The 21069-nt window shown below is 41.5% G+C and carries 17 protein-coding genes; 7 read left to right on the forward strand and 10 right to left on the reverse strand.

Going from position 1 to position 21069, the window contains the following annotated elements:
- Positions 1–480 precede the first annotated feature (480 nt).
- A complete protein-coding gene (locus AC1TO4_RS07325) occupies positions 481–1041 on the forward strand; it encodes an NADPH-dependent FMN reductase (protein ID WP_482104766.1) in 561 nt (186 codons plus the stop codon).
- An 81-nt stretch (positions 1042–1122) separates the two neighbouring features.
- On the opposite strand, the gene cdaS is transcribed toward AC1TO4_RS07325, so the two are convergent.
- From cdaS to AC1TO4_RS07355, 6 genes are all read right to left on the reverse strand, one after another.
- Entirely contained in the window at positions 1123–1749 is a 627-nt protein-coding gene (cdaS, locus tag AC1TO4_RS07330; protein ID WP_482104927.1) for a sporulation-specific diadenylate cyclase CdaS, read from the reverse strand.
- A gap of 897 nt (positions 1750–2646) precedes the next feature.
- Positions 2647–3174 (reverse strand): hypothetical protein, encoded by a 528-nt coding sequence (locus AC1TO4_RS07335; protein ID WP_482101658.1) that lies wholly within the window; start codon positions 3172–3174, stop codon positions 2647–2649.
- Between the two features lie 11 nt (positions 3175–3185).
- Entirely contained in the window at positions 3186–4418 is a 1233-nt protein-coding gene (locus AC1TO4_RS07340) for an Alp7A family actin-like protein (RefSeq protein ID WP_482104767.1), read from the reverse strand.
- 715 nt (positions 4419–5133) lie between these two features.
- Entirely contained in the window at positions 5134–6051 is a 918-nt protein-coding gene (hprK, locus tag AC1TO4_RS07345; RefSeq protein WP_482104768.1) for an HPr(Ser) kinase/phosphatase, read from the reverse strand.
- A 74-nt stretch (positions 6052–6125) separates the two neighbouring features.
- The gene (locus tag AC1TO4_RS07350; protein ID WP_482104769.1) at positions 6126–8789 is read right to left on the reverse strand and encodes a DEAD/DEAH box helicase family protein; all 2664 of its coding nucleotides are present in this window, start codon (positions 8787–8789) and stop codon (positions 6126–6128) included.
- A gap of 332 nt (positions 8790–9121) precedes the next feature.
- Positions 9122–9907 (reverse strand): SDR family oxidoreductase, encoded by a 786-nt coding sequence (locus AC1TO4_RS07355; RefSeq protein WP_482104770.1) that lies wholly within the window; start codon positions 9905–9907, stop codon positions 9122–9124.
- A gap of 620 nt (positions 9908–10527) precedes the next feature.
- Here AC1TO4_RS07355 and AC1TO4_RS07360 point away from each other — a divergent pair.
- Both AC1TO4_RS07360 and AC1TO4_RS07365 read left to right on the forward strand, forming a co-directional pair.
- Complete coding sequence (locus AC1TO4_RS07360; protein WP_482104771.1) at positions 10528–11037, forward strand: DUF2243 domain-containing protein; 510 nt, start codon at positions 10528–10530, stop codon at positions 11035–11037.
- Positions 11027–11848, forward strand: a complete 822-nt coding sequence (locus AC1TO4_RS07365) for a cytochrome c oxidase assembly protein (protein ID WP_482104772.1) — start codon at positions 11027–11029, stop codon at positions 11846–11848. Before AC1TO4_RS07360 ends, AC1TO4_RS07365 begins: the two co-directional genes overlap by 11 nt.
- Positions 11849–12090: 242 nt before the next feature.
- Here the strand turns inward: AC1TO4_RS07365 and AC1TO4_RS07370 are convergent, their stop codons facing one another.
- On the reverse strand, positions 12091–12981 hold the full coding sequence (locus AC1TO4_RS07370) for a LysR family transcriptional regulator (RefSeq protein ID WP_482104773.1): 891 nt from the start codon (positions 12979–12981) through the stop codon (positions 12091–12093).
- A gap of 120 nt (positions 12982–13101) precedes the next feature.
- Between AC1TO4_RS07370 and AC1TO4_RS07375 the strand changes: the two genes are divergently transcribed.
- On the forward strand, positions 13102–14292 hold the full coding sequence (locus AC1TO4_RS07375) for a coenzyme F420-0:L-glutamate ligase (RefSeq protein ID WP_482104774.1): 1191 nt from the start codon (positions 13102–13104) through the stop codon (positions 14290–14292).
- Positions 14293–14403: 111 nt separating this feature from the next.
- Here the strand turns inward: AC1TO4_RS07375 and AC1TO4_RS07380 are convergent, their stop codons facing one another.
- Positions 14404–15861 (reverse strand): protein adenylyltransferase SelO, encoded by a 1458-nt coding sequence (locus AC1TO4_RS07380; RefSeq protein ID WP_482104775.1) that lies wholly within the window; start codon positions 15859–15861, stop codon positions 14404–14406.
- A gap of 236 nt (positions 15862–16097) precedes the next feature.
- Between AC1TO4_RS07380 and AC1TO4_RS07385 the strand changes: the two genes are divergently transcribed.
- Positions 16098–16757 (forward strand): hypothetical protein, encoded by a 660-nt coding sequence (locus AC1TO4_RS07385; RefSeq protein WP_482101668.1) that lies wholly within the window; start codon positions 16098–16100, stop codon positions 16755–16757.
- Positions 16758–16837: 80 nt separating this feature from the next.
- Here the strand turns inward: AC1TO4_RS07385 and AC1TO4_RS07390 are convergent, their stop codons facing one another.
- Positions 16838–17677, reverse strand: coding sequence for an alpha/beta hydrolase (locus tag AC1TO4_RS07390; protein ID WP_482104776.1), 840 nt, complete (start codon positions 17675–17677; stop codon positions 16838–16840).
- 417 nt (positions 17678–18094) lie between these two features.
- Between AC1TO4_RS07390 and AC1TO4_RS07395 the strand changes: the two genes are divergently transcribed.
- Positions 18095–18640: an ECF transporter S component gene (locus tag AC1TO4_RS07395; protein ID WP_482104777.1), complete on the forward strand. Its 546-nt coding sequence runs from the start codon at positions 18095–18097 to the stop codon at positions 18638–18640.
- Between the two features lie 347 nt (positions 18641–18987).
- Positions 18988–19137, forward strand: a complete 150-nt coding sequence (locus tag AC1TO4_RS07400) for a hypothetical protein (protein ID WP_482101671.1) — start codon at positions 18988–18990, stop codon at positions 19135–19137.
- A gap of 132 nt (positions 19138–19269) precedes the next feature.
- Here AC1TO4_RS07400 and AC1TO4_RS07405 read toward each other — a convergent pair whose 3' ends face one another.
- The gene (locus AC1TO4_RS07405) at positions 19270–20829 is read right to left on the reverse strand and encodes a malate:quinone oxidoreductase (protein WP_482101672.1); all 1560 of its coding nucleotides are present in this window, start codon (positions 20827–20829) and stop codon (positions 19270–19272) included.
- Positions 20830–21069: the final 240 nt, after the last annotated feature.

Consider the following 21069-nt stretch of genomic DNA (forward strand, 5'->3'; position numbering starts at 1 on the left):
AGGAAACATTCTAGGTATCACACAATCACAAAACGACTCATTTATCTAGCAAAGCAGAAATGTAGACAAATAAGATTAAAGGGCTTAAGTTTAACTTACCTTGAATTCAAGATAGCACCTCTTATATAACTTTATTGGAACCACTTTCCAATTAATTATTTTGGATTCTAGCTTTAGGTGACTATACAATTCATTTACATCATAGAAGGACTTTCAATTTAAATTAAGTTGGAGATACTATATTTAAATTGAAATTTTCACTTCTCAGAGAATTACATAAGTCCCGTCATGGCGAAGTACGCACCAAATTAAGAACGGAATGGTAGCACAGTAAATTCAGATTGGTTGATCTTCTGAATGTAACCTAGTTGAAGATATTCGTGTTTCATTCACATTTTCCAACAAAGAATAGTAATGGCGGTGTAAGTAATGGGTTTTTTTAATAAACTATTTGGCAAGAATAATGAGGAGGAAATAACAATGACAAACGCAAAACTAAAAATCGGTATTGTACAAGGTAGTGTACGTGTAGGTCGTAATGGCGATGCTGTTGCAAAATGGATGAACGAATTTGCACAAAAACGCAATGATGCAGAATATGAAATTGTGGATCTTGCAAATTATAACCTTCCACTTTTGGGCTCAGCAAACGCACAACCTGATGCTGAAACTCAAATTAAAGCATGGTCAGAAAAAATGGCTTCTTTCGACGGCTATATTTTCGTAACTCCTGAATACAATCACGCAATCGGTGGAGCACTTAAAAATGCACTTGACTACTTGAACCCAGAATTGAACAACAAAGCAGCTGGGTTTGTTGGATATGGTAGCTTAGGTGGTACGCGTGCACACGAAAACCTTCGTCTAATCTTAGGTGAGCTACAAGTTGCTGACGTACGTACGGCAGTTACATTCTCACTAATGTCAGATTTCGAAGACATGAGCGTGTTCAAACCTGCTGACTACCATGCTGGTAACGCAAACACAATGATTGACCAAGTTCTTGCTTGGAGCGGCGCTTTAAAAACTTTACGATCTTAATAGTCAAAAGGTGTGAAAGGATGACTACTCATCCTTTCACACCTTTTTTTATTTTAACTCACTAAATTCATTTCCCCGAAATTATACGAATAGTGCGCTTGAAGTAATAATAGGGTGAATTTCTCCATTTATAGCAAAAGAAACTTTCCCTGTCTCTTCGGAAACTACCAGCACTAAAGCATCGCTTACTTCGGATAAACCAATCGCAGCCCGATGACGTGTACCTAGCTTTTTTTCACCGACAACTATGTTTGATAAAGGCAAAACATTTGCAGCAGAAAAAATTTGATTGTTACGAACCAATACAGCACCATCATGAAGGGGATTACCTGGATAAAAGAGAGATTCCAATAGGGAGTGCGTCAATTTCGCCCCGATGGGCGTACCAGAGCGGATAAAAGAATCCAATTGATTCTCGCGCACAATCACAATCAATGCACCATGCCTTTGGTTTGAAAGGCGTTGAATGCTAGTTGATATCGCTAAGTACTTGTCAGTATATGGTGACAAATAACAATTTAGATAAAAAGATGCAGCAACAGCTTCCGCTTTTTCAAACTCCCCTTTAATATCAGCAAGTTTTCCTAATAGACAATAGTCATCACTTTTCAATGTTTTTATTCCATGATTAACTTGAACCAAAACATTCTCTAGCCCCTTTATTAATTGTTCTTTCAGTGGGGTAAAGTCACAATTCATTTGGTCTATGTTAATACACCTCATTTCATTTGTTAGCGTTTTTGTCAAACTCCATCTACTCCATTTGTTTTTTGTTTAGTAGCATAGTTTACCCTAATTCCAGCATTACATCCTCGCAGGATATGCTTTTACTGTATTTCTTCTATTATTCGCATTCAAAATTTCCCGGGAAAAGTAATAAAAATTGATATTGAGAGAGTTGTGATTCGAAGTATGGGTCGTAGACCGCTTAGCGCTTTGGGGATGCCTCTGGCCATGAGCCTGGATTAACGCTTCGCATCCAGTCTCACGGCTTAAGCTACCCCTTTGCCGCGCCTGCGCTGGGGTGTTTATTATTGAGTGAGTGATTTTTAGATGTATGGACTGAGATATAATGTGAGTACTATTAGATACTAATTTCATTGAAGAAAGAAACACTTCAGATTGCAAATCTCCTCCCCAACTTCGAAATGTGCCTTCTTATATAGATCCTACAACGAAGGTGCGACTTCGTGGTAGCCGAAGCGATAAGACTGATAGAGGGATGCAGTTCAATCCCCCCCAAGTCTTCTTTCCGGCTTATCGCGAGAGGCATCTACAAAGCAACGAAGTGGTATTAGCAGGATCTCTGATTCATTCCATTTATTGATACTGTTGTTAAATGCATTCACTCGGTTTACGCCACTACAGGTTGCAATTCTCATCCCTAATAACGAAATGCACTTTCTTACATGGACTATCCAGCGAAGGCGCGTCTTCGTGGTAGCCGGAGCGATAAGACTGAAAGTGCTCTCCTTTCCGGCTTATCGCGGGAGGCATCCACAAAGCGACGAAGCGGTATTAACGGGATCTCTAATCCATCTATGTAGATACAAAACAGGCCGCCTACTCTCCACATAAGGAGATCAGGCGACCTTTAAAGACTTGTTACTTATTCATTTGAGCAAGGAAGTCGGCAAGAGGATCTAGCTCTTCTTCCTCTTCGACAGGCGTGCTTTGCGTTTGTTTTAACGATTCCCAGTCGAAGTTGTCCAAATCGTCATCCGCATCATTATTTATGAAGAACTTCTCTTCAATGACCGTTTCTTCTTGGAGATATAAAGCATCATCCACCTCTAATGCATTACTGTTAAGCGAAGCAAAGAGGGCAGCTGTACGGTTTGGATCGGACAACAGCTGATAAACAATACTTCCAAGCAACGCTTCAGAATGTTCATGTTTGAGCCAATCCCGTTGCGCTTTAGTTAATCCTTTTGGCAGCGGAATGACGATGGTTTCCCTGTGCTTTACAAGAGAATCATTCACACCATCTATCACAAATTCAGCAATTTTGCTGGAAAAGTTTCTTCGTTCAACTTCTTTCAACTTTTGCAATTGCTTTAATGTGTGGTCAGATGTATCGGACGGGATACGAAATGTAATGGGCTGACCCCTTTTTAATCCTGTTTCACTCATGCACTCTCACCCTATTTTGTTTTAACGAACTTTTCTTCGGCTTTCCGTTGTTGTTGTTGTTGTTGTTGTTGTTGTTGTTGTTGTTGCGTTTGTTGTGGTTGAACTTTTTGATTCTTTCTAGCGAAGTCTGAAATTAGCTTGTAATAGGCATTAGCCATCATCCAAACGCTTTCTTTTTCATCTTCAAAGAAATCGATGTTAAAGCCATCCAAACTATTATTCAATGTTTTTAGATAGTCTTTAAGTACAATAGAACCTCCGCCGATAAAATAACAAATCTCTGATTGCGAGTTTCTTGCCCATACATTACGCAAATGACGGTATTGTTTTTTCGCTAAATCCATAAGAATACGGTCAACAATGTCATGCACACTTGTCCGGCTTCCTTTTACCATAATGTGATTGCGGTCATTTTTCTTCGTAATAATGTCCACTACATCTAATCGGCTATCCAACTCTACGCCATGTCTAGCATAGATTTCTTCCCGGATTGCATCTAGTGACTCTGATACGCCTAGGTTGAATCCTTGTGCTTTATCATCATCTACTTTACGGTTTTTAATGACTGCCACATCTGTTGAGAGGCCCCCGATATCTTGAATTAGAAGTTGCTTATCAATTAGTTCTTTATTAATGACATTTAAATCATTATCCATTACAAGGTTGATAAACGCCGCAAAACCTTCTGGATAGACTTTCACTTCATCAAACTTAATATTAACCTTTAGGCCTTGGTATTTAGGTGTAACTAAAAACTCCACCTGGTGAACAGACCCAAGCAGTTGAGAACGATAGCCAACATCTTTCCCTTCTTTCACTTCCCTAAGCGGAAGACCTGTACCCAGTGTATACGTAGCTTCAATAACATTGTTATTACGTTTGAAAATGGCTTTATTTTCGTCACGCGCTGCATCTAATGCAAGTGCCGCGAACATCATGACTAAGGTTTGATCTTCTTCTGATTTGTTACTCCCCGGGTCTAGCTCTGTAGAGTTACCACTTTTCGTCGCTAAATTCCCAACCCGATAAATTGCATTGTTATCATGTAATGTTGGCGAGTGCAAACGAATATGAATGCCATCAGCAGGCTCTTGGTTGTCGAGTTCTTCAATTCCGATGATTGGACGATCTGCAATATCCTGTGCAATTACATTAGGTATATTGAGTTCTACTTCTACTTTACCAAAAATTGCTTTTAATGAATCATTTCCTACGTCAATTGCCGCAATGCGAGATTCTGTCAATTAAATCATCCCTTCTATAAAACATATCTTACTACTAAAATAGTATCTGAATTTCAGAGACAGGTCAATCCTACGTTACCATTTAACATACAATTGTAATATTGTAATCACTTCCGTAAACTTGTAAACATTTAAGTATACTTGTATTCTTTTGTGTAAACACCTGCACCTAAAGCATGTGTACATCTTTGTGTACGTGTTTACAACATTGTTTACCTATGTATACGAAATCGTGTACAACATAATTATTAATGTACACAAGGCTTATAGCTTTTTCAGAGTATGCCACTTCACACTCCCCTCCCTGCCACTCGGTTCTAAAATCAATCACTCCTCGGCGTGATTATGTCTAAAACTCCAGTTAAATCGTATATATTATTCAAATTAATCACACAAATGACAGTCATGAATGAGTTCTATTGAATGAAGTTAAACTGCTATAGTACGCACATATGGGAATTTCGCATCGATTCCTTATCAATATTGGGGTTAATCAGTCTCTTTATCAACAAAAACGACCTCCCAGGACTCCTTCTAGTATGCCTCTCCACTAAAAGTAATATAAATCTCTACAAACTCTCTAAAACCATGCATAAGCACTACTGACATCCTCTATCGATCCGCATTATCAATACACCTAAGTGAAATGCAAATAGGCACAAAAAAACAATCGTGATTGTTCAAACATTCACGATTGTTTTTACACAAGTACCTGTCATTTTTCGATATCCGATTCAATCCGTTTCATGAACTCCTCCGCCGCGCTATAACCTTGCTGTTTTAAATACCAGTTATTCGCTGCCGCTTCAATTAGACCCGAGATATCTCGACCTGGCTGAAGTTGGATTTGAATGTGAGGGATTTGAACGTCCATGTATTCTACGAACTTCTCTTCCAATTCCAATTCGTTATTCAAGTCACTCCCCTTCCATTTGATCAATTCAATATCTAGTGAAATTCGTGTCTCTTCTTGAAAAGCTGCTCTTCCATATAAGCGCACAACATTTAACAAACCAATACTACGCAATGCAAGGAATTCTTTGTTATTGTCATCATGTGTACCAAGCAAAGTTTGTGGACTCAGCTTTTTCAGCACGACAATATCGTCCGCTACCAACCGATGTCCCCGACCTATTAGCGTATGCGCTGTTTCACTCTTCCCTACACCCGAATTGCCACGTAGCAGAACACCTATCCCTGATACATTGACACAAACGCCATGAATCGCTATCTCCGGAGCCATTGCTTTCACAACATATCCATCCATCTTCGCGCTCAGCTCCCCCGTGGAATCACGTGTGCGCAACACAGGGATCTTTTCTTCCGTACAGTACTGAATCAGACCTAATGGCTCTTCCTGCTTTGACGTGATAATAATGCAAGGAGGCGCGTATTGAACAATATTCCCAATCCTGAGCTTACATTCCTCAATGGTTAGCGTATGCAGATAATTTATCTCATTTTTCCCTAAAATTTGTACATAACCAGTTGCGATGAAATCAAATTTATCCATAAATTCTAATCCCGGCCGACGTACTTTAGACTTTTTAATAATACGATGCAATTGGTCCTGTCCGCTCAACACTTCTAATGAAAATGTATTAACTATCTCTTCAATCGTTATTATTCTCATGAACAGCCTCCATTTTACATTCTTCTTACTACACTACCATTTGGCGCTTCTCCTTAAATCGACTTTATGTCTTCTTACCGCCATCCACTGGTCCGTTCTACTTTCGGTATGAACGAACTGGATAACGCCTTCAACCTCGCTTCCAGCAGTTTGAGACGACCCTCGACAGTTCTGGTGTAGATGAAGTCAGACTCTCCAACCCGTCGTTCCCATTCTTCCAAGAAATAGCTAACATATTCTTTCTTTTGTCCGATTATTTGTGGGATAGCATGATAATCAGACCTCTTCCAAAGCTTTCCTGCCTTACGTATTAGAATGTATCGTGGATTCTCAATGGGTTCAAGAAACTCCTTCAATGCAGTCATGAAGATCGTCTTCTCATGTGTCGTCCCTTCTTCAAGCCAGCATGTGTATGTTCCTGCGCCGTCTCGCGTCACTCTAATCATATTCTTATGGAGAGGTGTTTTAACAGCACCTGCATGAAGCATGGATGCATAGACAGTTTCCGCAATCTCTTTCATGCTCGCTTCAACGGAAGGGTGCTTGCTATACAACTTCACCGTTTTATAGAAAGAAGGTGCTGCGAAAAGGAGGCCGAGTACTGTCGCAATCGCCATTCCTTCACCGAACGAAAAGGCACCAAGATTTCGGAAAAGATTGCTGAAATCAACTACTGCTTCTAAAGCGATAAAGCCCGTGATCCACAAAAGACCTCTCAACGTGTTATCCAGATAATATGGACGCGGTAAGGATTGTTTATCTGCCACGATTTCCTCGGTCATTTCACGGCCTCCATCGATGGCTCTTTGCCAACGGACGAAAAAAGTGCCTCGTTTGCCCGCGCGTTGAGTCATTTCACGATTTAATATGTTAACGCTTTCCATTGTACCTGGAGGAGCCCCAATCTCCAGTCGAGCAATGCCCGTTTCGATAATATCGCGCTTTGCTCCTATGCCAATTAAGGATTGAAATCTCCGAGTTAGATTATCATAATCTGCTCCTCCGCCTGTATCACTCCTATCTACACAGACCAGATGCCAGATGGAAGACGTTTTAGCGGGATCATTTCGATCTGTTCGAATTGCACGTCCGCGCATTTGATTGGACAGCATGAAAGAACCTACATTAGAGGCTAAAATAAGTGAATTTATGCAAGGCGCGTCCCATCCTTCTCCGAGGAGAGCGGCCGTCCCGGTTAGCACATCCACGCCGCCCCTTTTGAGAACTTCAGTCATTATCGCGACCATTTGTTGTCGATCAGCCGAGCCCACCTCGATTCGGATAAAGGACGCATCAACTTCAAGTGGTAATGCAACGACAGTCACCCCACGGTTATTTGCCTCCTCCTCAAATATGGACCTTGCACTCGCCGGCAATACGACAATCGAGCCAGTCAGGATACCCGGCTTAATGAGTGGACCGAGGTTTCTACGCAGCACTTCAAAAATCGGTACGACACCAAGGCGAGCAAATGGAAGCTCATCCCCTTTTTTTAATGGCATATCCGCAATTCGAATGTAATCTGTCAAAATAACCATGCGGAGCTGTTCGCCGAGAAGCGCTTTCTCTGCCTTCACAATTTCTTCTATACTCTTCAATTTTGATGCACTATGTATTAGCCCTCTCTTTATGGACGCGTTTGAAAGGAGTACGACTTTCCGACGTTCCACCGCTCCGATACGCGTTAGACGTTTTCGTATGTCTTTTAAAATGACGTTTTTATCATCCATATGAAATAGCAAGCCCGTGAGCAACTCTTCAAGCCAAGGAAGTGACAACTCCTGCATTTGCTCATCTTTCATCCCGATGATAGGGAGGGCATGGGCATACGCTTGTGAATTGTTATTTTTTAAGAACAAAAGCATACTGGAGAAAACACCTGGACTGGACAAAATCTGCTCTACATGCGCTTCAGGTTCTGATATCCACGGATGTTGTTCGAGATACATCACAAATTCTTTATCCTCGATTAATTGCTCGATGAACTTATCCACATCGTCACGAAACGTAAGAATACGCTTCATTTCATCCATTTGAGGAATTGAATAATGAATGAAATCCTGGTGTGGACAAAGTTCTGACGCTTTTACAAGCTCAGGTACCGAAATTTCCAGATCAATCGGTCCGCACAATGCGACATAACGCTGCCACTCTGAAGCCCCCACATCGTAAGGTGGTGTGGCAGTTAGCGCGACGACAACAGGTTCACCAAGCCTCTTCTTCACGTCCATCATGGTCCTCCACCATGATGTGCGAAGATGGTGGGCTTCATCCAATATAAGTGTGCCAAAGCCAATCTGATCCAGTTTACGGATTAGCTCCTCACCACTTCCGGTCATGGGGTCTTCTAGTAGTTCATCGTCAGTCTGTTCTTCACCATTATCTATTATTTCTTCACGTCCAGAGATTAGGCTATGTAACGATTGATAGGTCGTCACCGTAACAAATGCAGGTTCCTTTAAATTAGTAGACATCCAATCAGGCGGTTCGTCTCCAAGGAAAAGCTCTGTGAATCGCTCCATCCACTGCGCCCGAATGGCCAAGGTCGGCGCAACAATCAAGGTCGGGCGATCCAGCCGAAGCATAACCTCAAGACCGAGGACCGTTTTTCCAGATCCCGGCGGCGCCACAAGATGCAGATTCCTATTCACTAGATGACTTTCCAGTTCGTTCAATATGCGTCTCTGATAGGAACGCCACTCATAGCAGAATTGAATGCCTTCCGGAAACCGTTTCATGCTTCACTCCCCCTTTCGATTTGGCTGGTTCTTCATAACTTGTTCATTTTACTGTTACACAAATTATACCAAATGAACACCATCTTTTCTCACTTGTTAGCGAAAAGCTTTACCTAAAGAAGCCTATATAGTAGTCTCGAAATTTCGAATCTTTTTTTGTGGCATTCAAAACAGCGTCCCTTTTGGCAGCCGTTGTTTTGAATGACAGATTTCATATAACAAAAAGGGATATCCACTAATCGGATATCCCCCTAACTTCATTTTTGATTCGGATGTATTGCGACTGAATTCATAGCCTTTCAAACATAACAAGGCACTCTCTTTGAATTCAATTAGTATTTATAAGATTGACCACCGTCGATAGGAATTACAGTTGCGTTAATAAATGTAGCTTGGTCCGAAAGTAAGAAGGCAACTAAATACCCTACTTCTGCAGGTTTCCCGAAACGTTTCATAGGGTTTACACTGACAAACTCTTTACCTGCTTCTTCCCAATTGTCGCCGCCTAATTGTTTCAATGACGCTTCAACCATTGGCGTCATAATCGCACCAGGTGCAATCGCATTTATGCTAATGCCGAACTGTCCGTATTCAATACCAGAGTTTCTTGTTAATCCTACAACGCCATGCTTACTTGCTGAGTATCCTGATTGATTACCAACACCACGAATCCCACCAACAGACGCTGTGTTTACAATAGAACCAGATCCTTGTTTTTTCATAACGGCTAGCACATATTTCATCCCGAAAAATACACCATTTAAGTTAACACTAATGACTTTCTGGAACTCATCGCTACCGTAATCTTCTGTCAGGTTTTGTTTGCCTTCAATCCCTGCATTATTGAAGAAACCATCAATTCGACCAAACTTCTTAACTGTTTCATCTACATAATTCTTAACGGAATCTTCATCTGCGACGTTTGCAGTGATTAAAAGCACTTCTGCTTTTGAAGATACTTCTAGCGCTAGTTTTTTTGTTTCCTCTAACCCTTCGCTATTTAAGTCAACTAATGAAACATTAGCTCCCTCTTTTACCACTTGTAAGGCAGATACACGACCTAAACCTGAACCTGCACCTGTAATTAAAATTACTTTACCATCGAATCGATTACTCATTATGAATTCCCCTCTCGAATTTGGCTCGTTAATCGTTCAATTTCTTTATCAGACTTCCCATACCTGTGATATACGCACTCTCATCAGAAGCAAGGAATAACACCAAGTTACTAACACTTTCTTTGTCCCGTTATCTAGTATCTATTCCCTAGCACATATCCATTTAAACAATTGCATGGGCAGAATCAGAAATCCTGTCAATATCACTTATGCACATTGTGGATGGTTGAAAGTGCATTTCATTATTGTGGATAAAACGATTGAATACACTTATCAACAGGCGCAATACACGGAAAGAACCAAGAATCCTGCTAATACCACTTCGAGGCTTTGTGGATAGTCTGTGTAGGAGGAAAGCGCATTTCGTTATCAAGGATTAAATCTGCAGCCCGTAGTGCGTCTATCTTGAATAAAACTAGAATCAAATAGTGATTACATTATAATCTCAGTCTTTACATTTCCAAAACTACAACTCTGTCGGTAATGAGCTTCCGAGCGCAGGCGCGAAAAAGGAGTAGCAAAGTGTATACTCCGATTCACAACCATCTTCCCCGTTTACCATTGTCCCTTTGCGGTCATACTTGGGGGAACACGGACTTGTACAGATGGAGGTAGAGATTATGAAAAATACACAGAACAATCAAGAGTATTTGACGAACAGAGAAACGTTTGCACGCCGAAATCTCTGGTCGGGTATCTTGTTTGGATTAGGATTTGTTGCTTTTCTTGACGAAACTTTGTTCCACCAACTACTCCATTGGCATAAATTTTACGACAAATCGACTGTCGCGGTCGGTCTTGTTTCAGATGGGCTATTTCATGCATTTAGCTGGTTCGCGACCGTTGGGGGGCTATTCCTGGTGGCCGACCTGAGAAGGCGTCATGCACTGTGGCATAAGATGTGGTGGGGAGGAAAACTTCTTGGCGCGGGGGTTTTCCAACTATATGATGGAACAATCCAGCATAAAATCATGCGCATCCACCAAATCCGATACAATGTAACTATTTTACCGTATGACCTTGTATGGAATATTTCCGCAGCTATGATGTTTATCATCGGCATCGTCCTAATCATCCAAGCTAAACGCGATCAGCGTAAAGCAATAGGAGTGATTTCCCATGCATCATGAACCGAGCAATCACGCTTTCTTTCTCTTTACCGATTTGTTTTTTGGAATTCCGGCATTGCTTGCTATTGGATTTTACATAGGGGCTGTTTTGGCAACCAACCGACGGATACGCCTTCGTAAATGGCCTTGGTTACGCACGATTTCTTTTGTGACAGGTGTACTATTCGCTGCAGCCGCAGTGGTCGGTCCACTCTCTCGTCAATCCCACTCCGATTTCACGACACATATGGTGGGTCACTTACTTCTCGGCATGCTCGCTCCGCTGCTCATCGCACTCGCTGCACCCATGACATTGCTGCTACGCACACTCAATGTCCATTCCGCAAGAAAACTGAACCGGCTGTTACAACGTCATCCGATCCGTTTCTTCACCCACCCCATCACCGCCTCCATCTTGAATATTGGTGGGTTATGGTTCCTTTATACAACCAATTTATACACTGTTATGCATGCAAACCTTTTTCTCCACGTCGTTGTGCACATTCACGTATTCATTGCCGGATATTTATTTACAGTTTCTTTATTATACATAGATCCAGTTTCTCACCGTTCAAGTTTCCGATATAGAACAGTCGTCTTTGTCCTAGCCCTCGCTGGTCATGGCATCCTGTCCAAATTCATCTACGCATACCCACCGGAAGGCGTTCCAGGAGAACAAGCTAGGAATGGTGCCCTACTGATGTATTACGGTGGTGACGCGGTCGATCTGCTACTCATTTTTATCCTATTCAGGCACTGGTATAAATCTGTTCGTCCACGAAAAGGCGCAGAAATCTTTGTCAGCCATAAACATCAAAAGGTTAAAGTATAAATTCAGAGCTTGCCTAATAAACTTAACTATTAGGTAAAAGAGAGGATGAAGCTTTGAAACGGGGGATGATTTTTGCAGGCACTATCATCGTTGGCATAATGCTGGGCATTTTGGTAACTGTACTCCTCAACTAAGCTAGATTCAATGAGTGTGGCGGGAGGACTAGGCTCATTGCTTAGTCTTTTTCGTAGTGGTTTAGAGGCTCTGACTTGAGCCTTGAAAGAATAATTGAGTAAACCAGGTTACACCTGTTTCTTTTCCAATATCTCAACAAACTTTGTTGAGGCTGATGATAGCGGCACACTTTTCAAATAGCATACACCGATACTTCTCTTAGGTATTTTTTCAATGAGTTGCACTTCTTGTACCAAACCTTTCGCTAAATACTCTTCGGAAAACTCTTTGGTCACACAAGCGATCCCTAGATTTATTTTAGCAAACTCCAATAACAAATCATGAGAGCCTAACTCAATTTCCGGGGATACTTTTATCCCTTTCGATATCATATAATCCTCAACATACTTCCGGGAATTTGATTTTCGTTCAAGTAATATTAATGGCAGTTTTGCCACTTCTTCCAGGCTGACGGGATTGGATAATATTTTCTGGAACCTCTCCCCGTAAACAAACGTATCTTGAATTTCAAACCAGGGTCTTAGTTCTAGCGAAGGGTCTATAATGGGTAGGTTACAAATCGCAATATCTACCCCACCTGATTTCAAGATCGAACAAAGTTCAAATGTTGTGCCATTTACAATTTTTAACTTGATATTTGAATACCTTTTATGGAAATACTCTAAATAAGGCAGTAAAAAATACCTTGAAATCGTATCACCAACACCAATCTTTAATTCCCCCGTCGTTAGGTTTTTAAATTCCAACATTTTTTCTTCACCAGTTTCAATTAAATGAATCGCCGAATTTACATATTCAAAAAGAAGGCTACCCTCATCTGTTAAAGAGACCCCTTTAGGCGATCTATTGAAAAGGCGCGTGTCCAATTCTCTCTCCAACTGCATGATCGCTTGACTGACAGCGGGCTGCGTCATATATAGACCTTTTGCTGCTTTAGAAAAACTTTCACTTTTGCCGACCATACAAAATACTTTATATAAATCCAACTTACTAACCATATAAGCACCTCTTATACCTATCATTACATATATTCATTTTACTTATACCATTAAAACGTTGTATAGTACAAGTAGATAAGAATTTCAAAATACACTAAAGCGACACGAGGAGCGATACTATTGGGAAGAGTAGTGGGAACAGTTGTTAGAGGTCTTCGTTGCCCGATTGTTAATCGAGGGGACAATATAGAAGAAATCGTTGTAGATAGCGTGCTAAAAGCTTCAGAAGTTGAAGGCTTTGCCATAAATGATAAAGACATCGTCACGATAACAGAGTCTATCGTTGCACGTGCTCAAGGGAATTACGCGACGATTGATCACATCGCTAAAGATATTAGCTCAAAATTTGGTGATGATACAATTGGCGTAGTGTTTCCTATCTTAAGCCGAAATCGTTTTGCAGTCTGTCTTAGCGGTATTGCAAAAGGCGCTAAAAAAATTGTTTTAATGCTCAGCTATCCATCTGATGAAGTTGGTAATCACTTAGTAGACATAGACTTATTAGATGAAAAAGGAGTTAATCCTTGGACAGATGTCTTAACAGAAAAACAATTCCGCGATCATTTCGGATATATTAACCATGCTTTTACGGGTGTCGATTATATTGATTACTATAAATCGTTAATTGCCGAATACGGCGTGGAATGTGAAGTTATATTCTCAAATAACCCTAAAACCATTCTGTCGTATACAAAAAGTGTTCTTACGTGTGATATCCACACGAGATTCAGAACGAAAAAGATACTACAAGCCAATGGTGTAGAAAAAATTTATAGCCTGGATAACATATTATCCGAGTCCATCGACGGCAGTGGCTATAATGAAAAATATGGCCTGTTAGGGTCCAATAAATCTACTGAAGACGGCATAAAACTATTCCCACGTAATTGCCAGCCTGTCGTTGATAACATACAGAAAACACTCAAAGAAAAGACTGGTAAAAATGTAGAAGTCATGGTTTACGGCGATGGCGCATTCAAAGACCCAATTGGTATGATATGGGAACTTGCAGATCCAGTTGTATCACCCGCTTACACAGCAGGCCTGAAGGGCACGCCAAATGAAATAAAATTAAAATACCTTGCAGATAATAACTTTGCCCACTTAAGAGGAGATGACCTTAAACAAGCAATCTCTGACTTCATCGATAACAAAGACGAGGATCTTGTGGGGTCGATGGAATCACAAGGCACAACGCCTAGAAGACTGACTGACCTTATCGGCTCTCTGTCTGATTTAACATCAGGCAGCGGCGATAAAGGGACACCGATTGTCTTCATCCAAGGTTATTTCGATAACTTTACAAAATAACCTTATCTCAAAAACAAGCAATGCCATTTTTCTTTGGCATTGCTTGTTTTTTATTTCCTTTCGGGGCATTGAGCAAAGCACTGAAAATTACATTCCTCCAACGCTTTTCTATCAAGTACCGCAATAGGTTTGATAAGGTGCCGTCGTATCCGGCAATGTAGAGAATTCAGCTTGTTCATCGGAGTACTCGTAAGGGTTTGAAAGCACATTCAAAAGCTTTTCCATCACGCTATAGTCTTCTCGTTCCACTGCGGCCTTCAGTGCTGCTTCGACTCGGTGGTTCCGTGGAATTAATGCAGGATTACTGTTCTTCATCAGCTGTTTCGAATCGACTTTCGATTGTTGCTGTCCGCTTATCCTCGCCTGCCAGCGCTCAAACCATTGAGCAAAGTCCGGGGTTCCAAACAAGACTGTATCTTCCGGCTTATCTAAAGTAAATGCGCGGAAGGTATTCGTATAATCCGCCTGATGCTTTTCCATCATACTGAGTAAGTCATTAATCAGTTCTTCATCCTGCGTTTCTTCGTCAAATAGCCCCAGTTTCGCTCTCATACCCGCGAGCCAATGAGCGTGATACAACTCAGTAAAACTTGAAATCTCATCTTGGGCAAGTTCAACAGCCCGCTCCTGGTTGTCATGCAATAGCGGCAAGAGGGTTTCAGCAAATCGTGCAAGATTCCATCCAGCAATTAATGGCTGATTACTGTAAGCATAGCGACCTTGCCTATCAATGGAACTGAACACCGTAGCGGGGTCATAGATATCCATGAAAGCGCAAGGCCCATAATCGATGGTTTCTCCGCTAATGGTCATATTATCCGTGTTCATTACCCCGTGGATAAAGCCGACCAGTTGCCATTTAGCAATGAGCTCTGCTTGCCGCTTCATGACTTCCTGAAACAATGAAAGGTATCGGTCCTCATCCGCTCCAATGTCCGCGTAATGACGCTTGAGTGTATAGTCAGCCAGAATCCGTAATTCATCAATCGTTCCCCATTTTGCAACGTATTGGAAGGTACCGACACGCAGGTGACTGGCGGCCACTCGGGTCAGAACTGCACCAGGCAGCTCGGTTTCACGGATGATTGATTCAGCAGACGTCACCACCGCCAGACTACGAGTCGTAGGAATACCCAGCGCATACATGGCTTCGCTAATGATGTATTCGCGCAGCATCGGTCCAACTCCTGCCCGTCCATCGCCTCCACGTGAGTACGGCGTTCTACCTGAGCCCTTAAGCTGAACATCAACCCTTTCACCTTGAGAAAGAATTTGCTCGCCCAACAGTATAGCCCGACCGTCCCCTAGCATGTTAAAATGTCCAAATTGATGCCCCGCATACGCTTGAGCAAGAGGAGATGCACCTTCGGGAATCTCATTTCCAGCAAGCACCGCTACACCCCCTTCACTTTTCAACGCCTGAACGTTTAAACCCATTGCTTGTGCTAATGAATCATTAAGTTTGATCATCTTCGGTGCGCGTACTGGAGTTGGATTGATGCTAGTGAACAACGCATTCGGCAAACGGGCATAACTGTTATCTAAGTTCCATCCTGTTTCTATACTCATGTATAATTGCTCCTTTTTTTAAGTCTATCTTTATATCAGTATCCATCAAATCGAGGCAACTTCATAATACTGTGTCCTATTCCCTTGCTTGTTAACATATATAATACCTTTCCCTTTGCAGCGAAAACTACTCATGAAAAATAACTTCTACGATGGCCAAAACTTTTTTTGATAAAATACACGAATTAGGAAAAGATACGATTGAATGAAGAAAAAAGTAAAGGGGCGACTTAAGCATGTCGATGGAATGGTTTAACAGAGTAACCAGTGAGCTTCATGATCACTTAAATTCAATTTGCGAAAAATATGATCAAGTCGGTCATATGGCGATTGACCAAAGCGCCAAACATCCACGTATCGAATTTTTTGTCGAAACGGAGGACGGCGAAAATGAATACTTCTGTACCCTTCATTTTGACCCACATAATGCAGAGTTTTACGTGGAAACTTTTGACTTTGAATTCGAGCAGCCAACGAGAATTATTCTTACTGACATTGAGGATATAATTGACGCTGTTCATGATATCTTCCATGATTTCATGACCGATGATGATCTAGATGATCTCGACGAAGAGTTTGTTTTAGACGCAGTAGATGGCGGAGAATACTACGTGGGTGAAATTACGGATACAGAGTTTGAGGAACTGAGCGTCGAATGGGAAACACCTGAAGTCACCGCTTTCCAAATTGAAGATGAAATAGAAGTAACGCATCAATTCGGCGTAGTCAATGCTACTGGCAATGGCGTTCTCCGAAGGGTCAAGCGCTTCTGGTCAGAAGGAAACGAGCTTCACAAAGAAGAAAGCAGCTTTGTCTTTACAAAAGAAGAAGCCAGCACACTTATTGCTTTGGTTGCGAGTAATATGGATAAGATGGCTTCATATGAAAATCTGTAAAGCTTAAAGAAAATACGCAACCACATAAACAGGCATTAGGAAATCTCTCCTAATGCCTGTTTTATCGTTTGTTCAAGAAACTAGTGAATCGTACGCTCCAAAAACTGATCTACTTTCTCTTTGTAGTTGTCTTCGTCGAGCGCAAAGGATTCACCATGGTTCGCTTCTGGGACAAGAAAAAGTTCTGCATCACTTGACGTATTCTGATACAAATCCTCTGTCATTTCTGTAGGAACGAACGTATCACCTTTCCCGTGGATATACAGAATTGGGACATCCGTTTTCTCCACTTCTTTCAACGCACTTGCCTCCCTGAATGAATAACCAGCCCTGATTTTTGTTAAAGCACTGGTGCTGTCTAACAATGGGAGAGCCGGCAGGTGAAACATTCGGTTCATTTGGTACGCGAATAATTGATAGACAGATGCATATGGACTGTCCGCTATAATGGCCTTGACTTGTCGGGGAAGCCCTTCTTCTCCACTAGCCATCAAGACCGTTGCTGCGCCCATCGATAGACCATGGTAGGCCACTTCAGTGCCAGATCCAAGCTTTTCCACCAATGTTTCTGTCCAATCAATTAAATCGAGCCGATCCGGCCAGCCGAATCCGTAATAATCACCCTCACTCTTTCCATGCCCTCGTGCATCAGGCATAAAAAGATTGTAGCCCAAATCTTTATGATAATACTGCCCAAATAGCCCCATTTGCTTCGCGTTACCTAAATAGCCATGTGTTAAAATAACCAATTTATCTGTTGGCTGGGATGCGGGCAAATAGTAGCCTGACAGTTCTAGTCCGTCGCGTGATGGTAACGTAAGGCGTTCAAATTTTTGAGCAGACGTCCAGTCTATCCAATCGCCATTCAAAAAAAGGTCCATTGTCTTATCCGACACTTCTAAATCTGAATTCTTCTGCAAGAACTCTTTCGGTCCCCGCTTGACTGCTAACTCATAGAAAAAAAAGCTACCAATGAGTTGGAACAGCAAGAAGACAGTCGCAATAAGAAAAAGTAGTTTTTTCCAATTAATTCGAATTTTACTCAGTCTCCTTTTCTATTCTGCCCCCGCGCATGCATAGGGCCTATGACTATTATAGTAGAAAAACAGAGGGAAATGGACGAAATTACTAAGATTACACAAATTCCCAAAGCGTTTCGAACTACAGTATTTAAAATTAAACGGCATCCCACTCTAATTCAAAAATCATATTTTTCAATCTACCCACGAAACTGACCCCTACGCTTTACACTAAATTGATACTTTTCAATAGTCCAGATATTTGCTAAAGTTATGAATACAAAAATGATTTCACTAAGAAAGGGATGCTTTATGACTATGAGAACACCACTAACGACTACAACAAGTTATTCAAAATCACGCACTTTTGATATGGTAATAACAGCAATGTTAATTGCACTTGTATTCGTTGCAACCCTTACTTTAAATATCAGACTACCTATCGCGGCAAATGGCGGGTTGGTTCATCTTGGAACAGCCATGCTCTTTATTGTAGCAATTCTTTTTGGCCCTAAAAAAGCGGCACTCGCTGGCGCTATCGGTATGGGGTTATTTGACTTAGTGTCTGGTTGGACATTGTGGGCACCATTTACCATTGTGGCTCGTGGGTTGCAAGGATATATTGTTGGGACAATTGCTTGGTCGTTGAGCCGCAGAGGAAAAAGTATTCCTTTCAATCTACTAGCCACAATCGCTTCAATTCCCTTTATGTTGGGCGTTTATTACGTTTGTGAACGGATTCTTTTCGGCAACTGGGTGATACCACTTGCTTCAATTCCCGGAAACCTGGTTCAAAATATTGTAGGGATTATTGTAGCCATTCCAGTATGTGTTTTGCTGAAAAAAGTTTCTGTTTTTAAATGAATTAATAATTCGTTTGCATTGATGAGTTCCGTTGATTGTAACGGAAGGCGGCGACTCCAGCGGGAAAAGCTAGGAAGAGAAAGTACACTCTTCCTTGGCTAAAAGCCCCGCAGGAACGCAGTGACGAGGAGATTGAAGCCGTGCCCGCGGAAAGCGTCCGCCTCTCGTTACAATCAACCTTCTACGGATTTTATTCTAATTTCCTCTATTATGAAATTGACTCAATAGGAACATTGCATTTATTTGCAAGACTAAGAGCGCACTCATTTTCATCACCCAGACATAAATTGCTTCTCCTTGGACACAATAGAAAGGATGAAATCTTTCTACAAAAGGAGGTTCATGTTATGTCAGAGGAAAACAAAAACAAGAATAAGGATAAAGGGAAACAACGAAATGCCGCTAAATACGATACCAAGCCGAAAAACGATGTAGAGTTTGCAAGCGAGAGCGAATTTCTAAATTTAGATGGTAAGAAAAACAAAAGAAAACGATAAAAACAGTGCCTGTTCACCATATGTGTGACAGGCACTGTTTATTTGGTTCAACAATTTTCATATTGAATAACTAAAAAGACGCATTTCCGTTGTATATACGGAAATGCGTCTTTTTAAACTGAGGTACCAATTTTAACTATAAACGGGCTCGTTTTCACTTAGACCAAGCGACTCCGCTGTTGAAGCATGAATTTCGCGCAGAAGCTCTGGATTTTCCATTAGGGACATGCCATAAGAAGGAATCATTTCCTTGATCTTCGGTTGCCATTCTTCAATATGTTCAGGGAAACATTTCTCCAGGATGTCAAGCATGACCTGAACGGCGGTTGACGCACCCGGGGAAGCGCCGAGCAATGCAGCAATCGATCCATCTGCCGCACTCACCAGTTCCGTACCAAATTGAAGCGTACCTTTGCCGCCCTTTTCCGTATCCTTTATCACTTGTACACGTTGGCCAGCTACTACTAAATCCCAATCCTCACTTTTTGCGTTCGGGACAAACTCTCGCAAAGCTTCCATGCGCTTTTCTTTCGATAACATCACTTGCTCAATCAAGTATTTCGTCAAAGACATCTCTTTTACGCCAGCCGATAACATCGTTAGGACATTATTCGGTTTTACGGAAGTTAATAAATCCATCATGGATCCGGTTTTTAAAAACTTCGGAGAGAAGCCCGCGAACGGTCCAAACAGCAACGATTTTTTATCGTCGATGAATCGTGTGTCAAGATGCGGAACAGACATTGGTGGTGCACCCGCCGGAGCTTTCCCGTATACTTTCGCATGATGCTGTGCCAAAACTTCTGGATTTTTACAAACCATAAACATGCCGCTTACTGGGAAGCCCCCAATCCCTTTTCCTTCAGGAATTCCGGATTTTTGTAGTAAATGCAGGCTGCCTCCGCCGCCGCCAATAAAGACGAATTTGGCAGTATGGCGTTCCACTTTTCCATTATCAACGTTTCGTACTTTCAATTCCCATGAACCATCGCTCAACTGATTAAGATCCTCTACGCTTTGTCTGTAGCGCATGTCGACGTTTTGACTCGTTAAGTGGTCAAACATGCTATTGGTTAACGCACCAAAATTGACATCCGTTCCAGCGTCAATTTTCGAAACCGCAATCGGCTCATTGGTTGTCCGGTCTTTCATAATAAGCGGAAGCCATTCCATTAGTTTCTTAGGATCATCCGAAAATTCCATCTCTTGAAATAATGGATTGTTTGACATCGCTTCAAAACGTTTCTTTAGAAACTTTACATTTTTCTCACCGTGTACGAAACTCATATGAGGCAACGGCATGATAAAGTCCTCTGGATTACTGATTCGTTTTTTCTCAACCAAATACGACCAAAATTGTTTGGAGATTTGAAACTCTTCATTAATTTTTATCGCTTTACTAATATCAATCGATCCGTCGGGCTTTTCGCTTGTGTAGTTCAGCTCGCACAGTGCAGCATGGCCCGTCCCCGCATTATTCCATTCGTTCGAGCTTTCCTCCCCGGCGTTTGAAAGTTTCTCAAAGACGGTGATTTTCCAGTCCGGTACCAACTCTTTCAAGAGTGATCCTAACGTCGCACTCATAATGCCAGCACCAATTAAGATAACGTCTGTTTTCGTTTCTTGGCTACTCATTTTATCCATCCTTATTTTGAATTTGCAAAAAAGAGCGTGGACAATCCCGTCACACACCTTTTTTGTATCTATTAATCTGTATCACACTCTATATTAATTATGCATCGATGATTAAACATACTATTCCTTCCTAATTATAGACTAGTTTCGACAGATAAAAAAGGGAGAAGTTTTCCTAAAAGAAATTAAATACAGAAAAAGCGACATATTTCATCATTTCCTGCGAAGGTAAGTTGAGCGAATTGGCTGAAATGTGCCTACGCTGACGCTTACTAGCCATGAGTAGGATTTCATGAA

The sequence above is a fragment of the Sporosarcina sp. Y838 genome, from assembly GCF_056786515.1.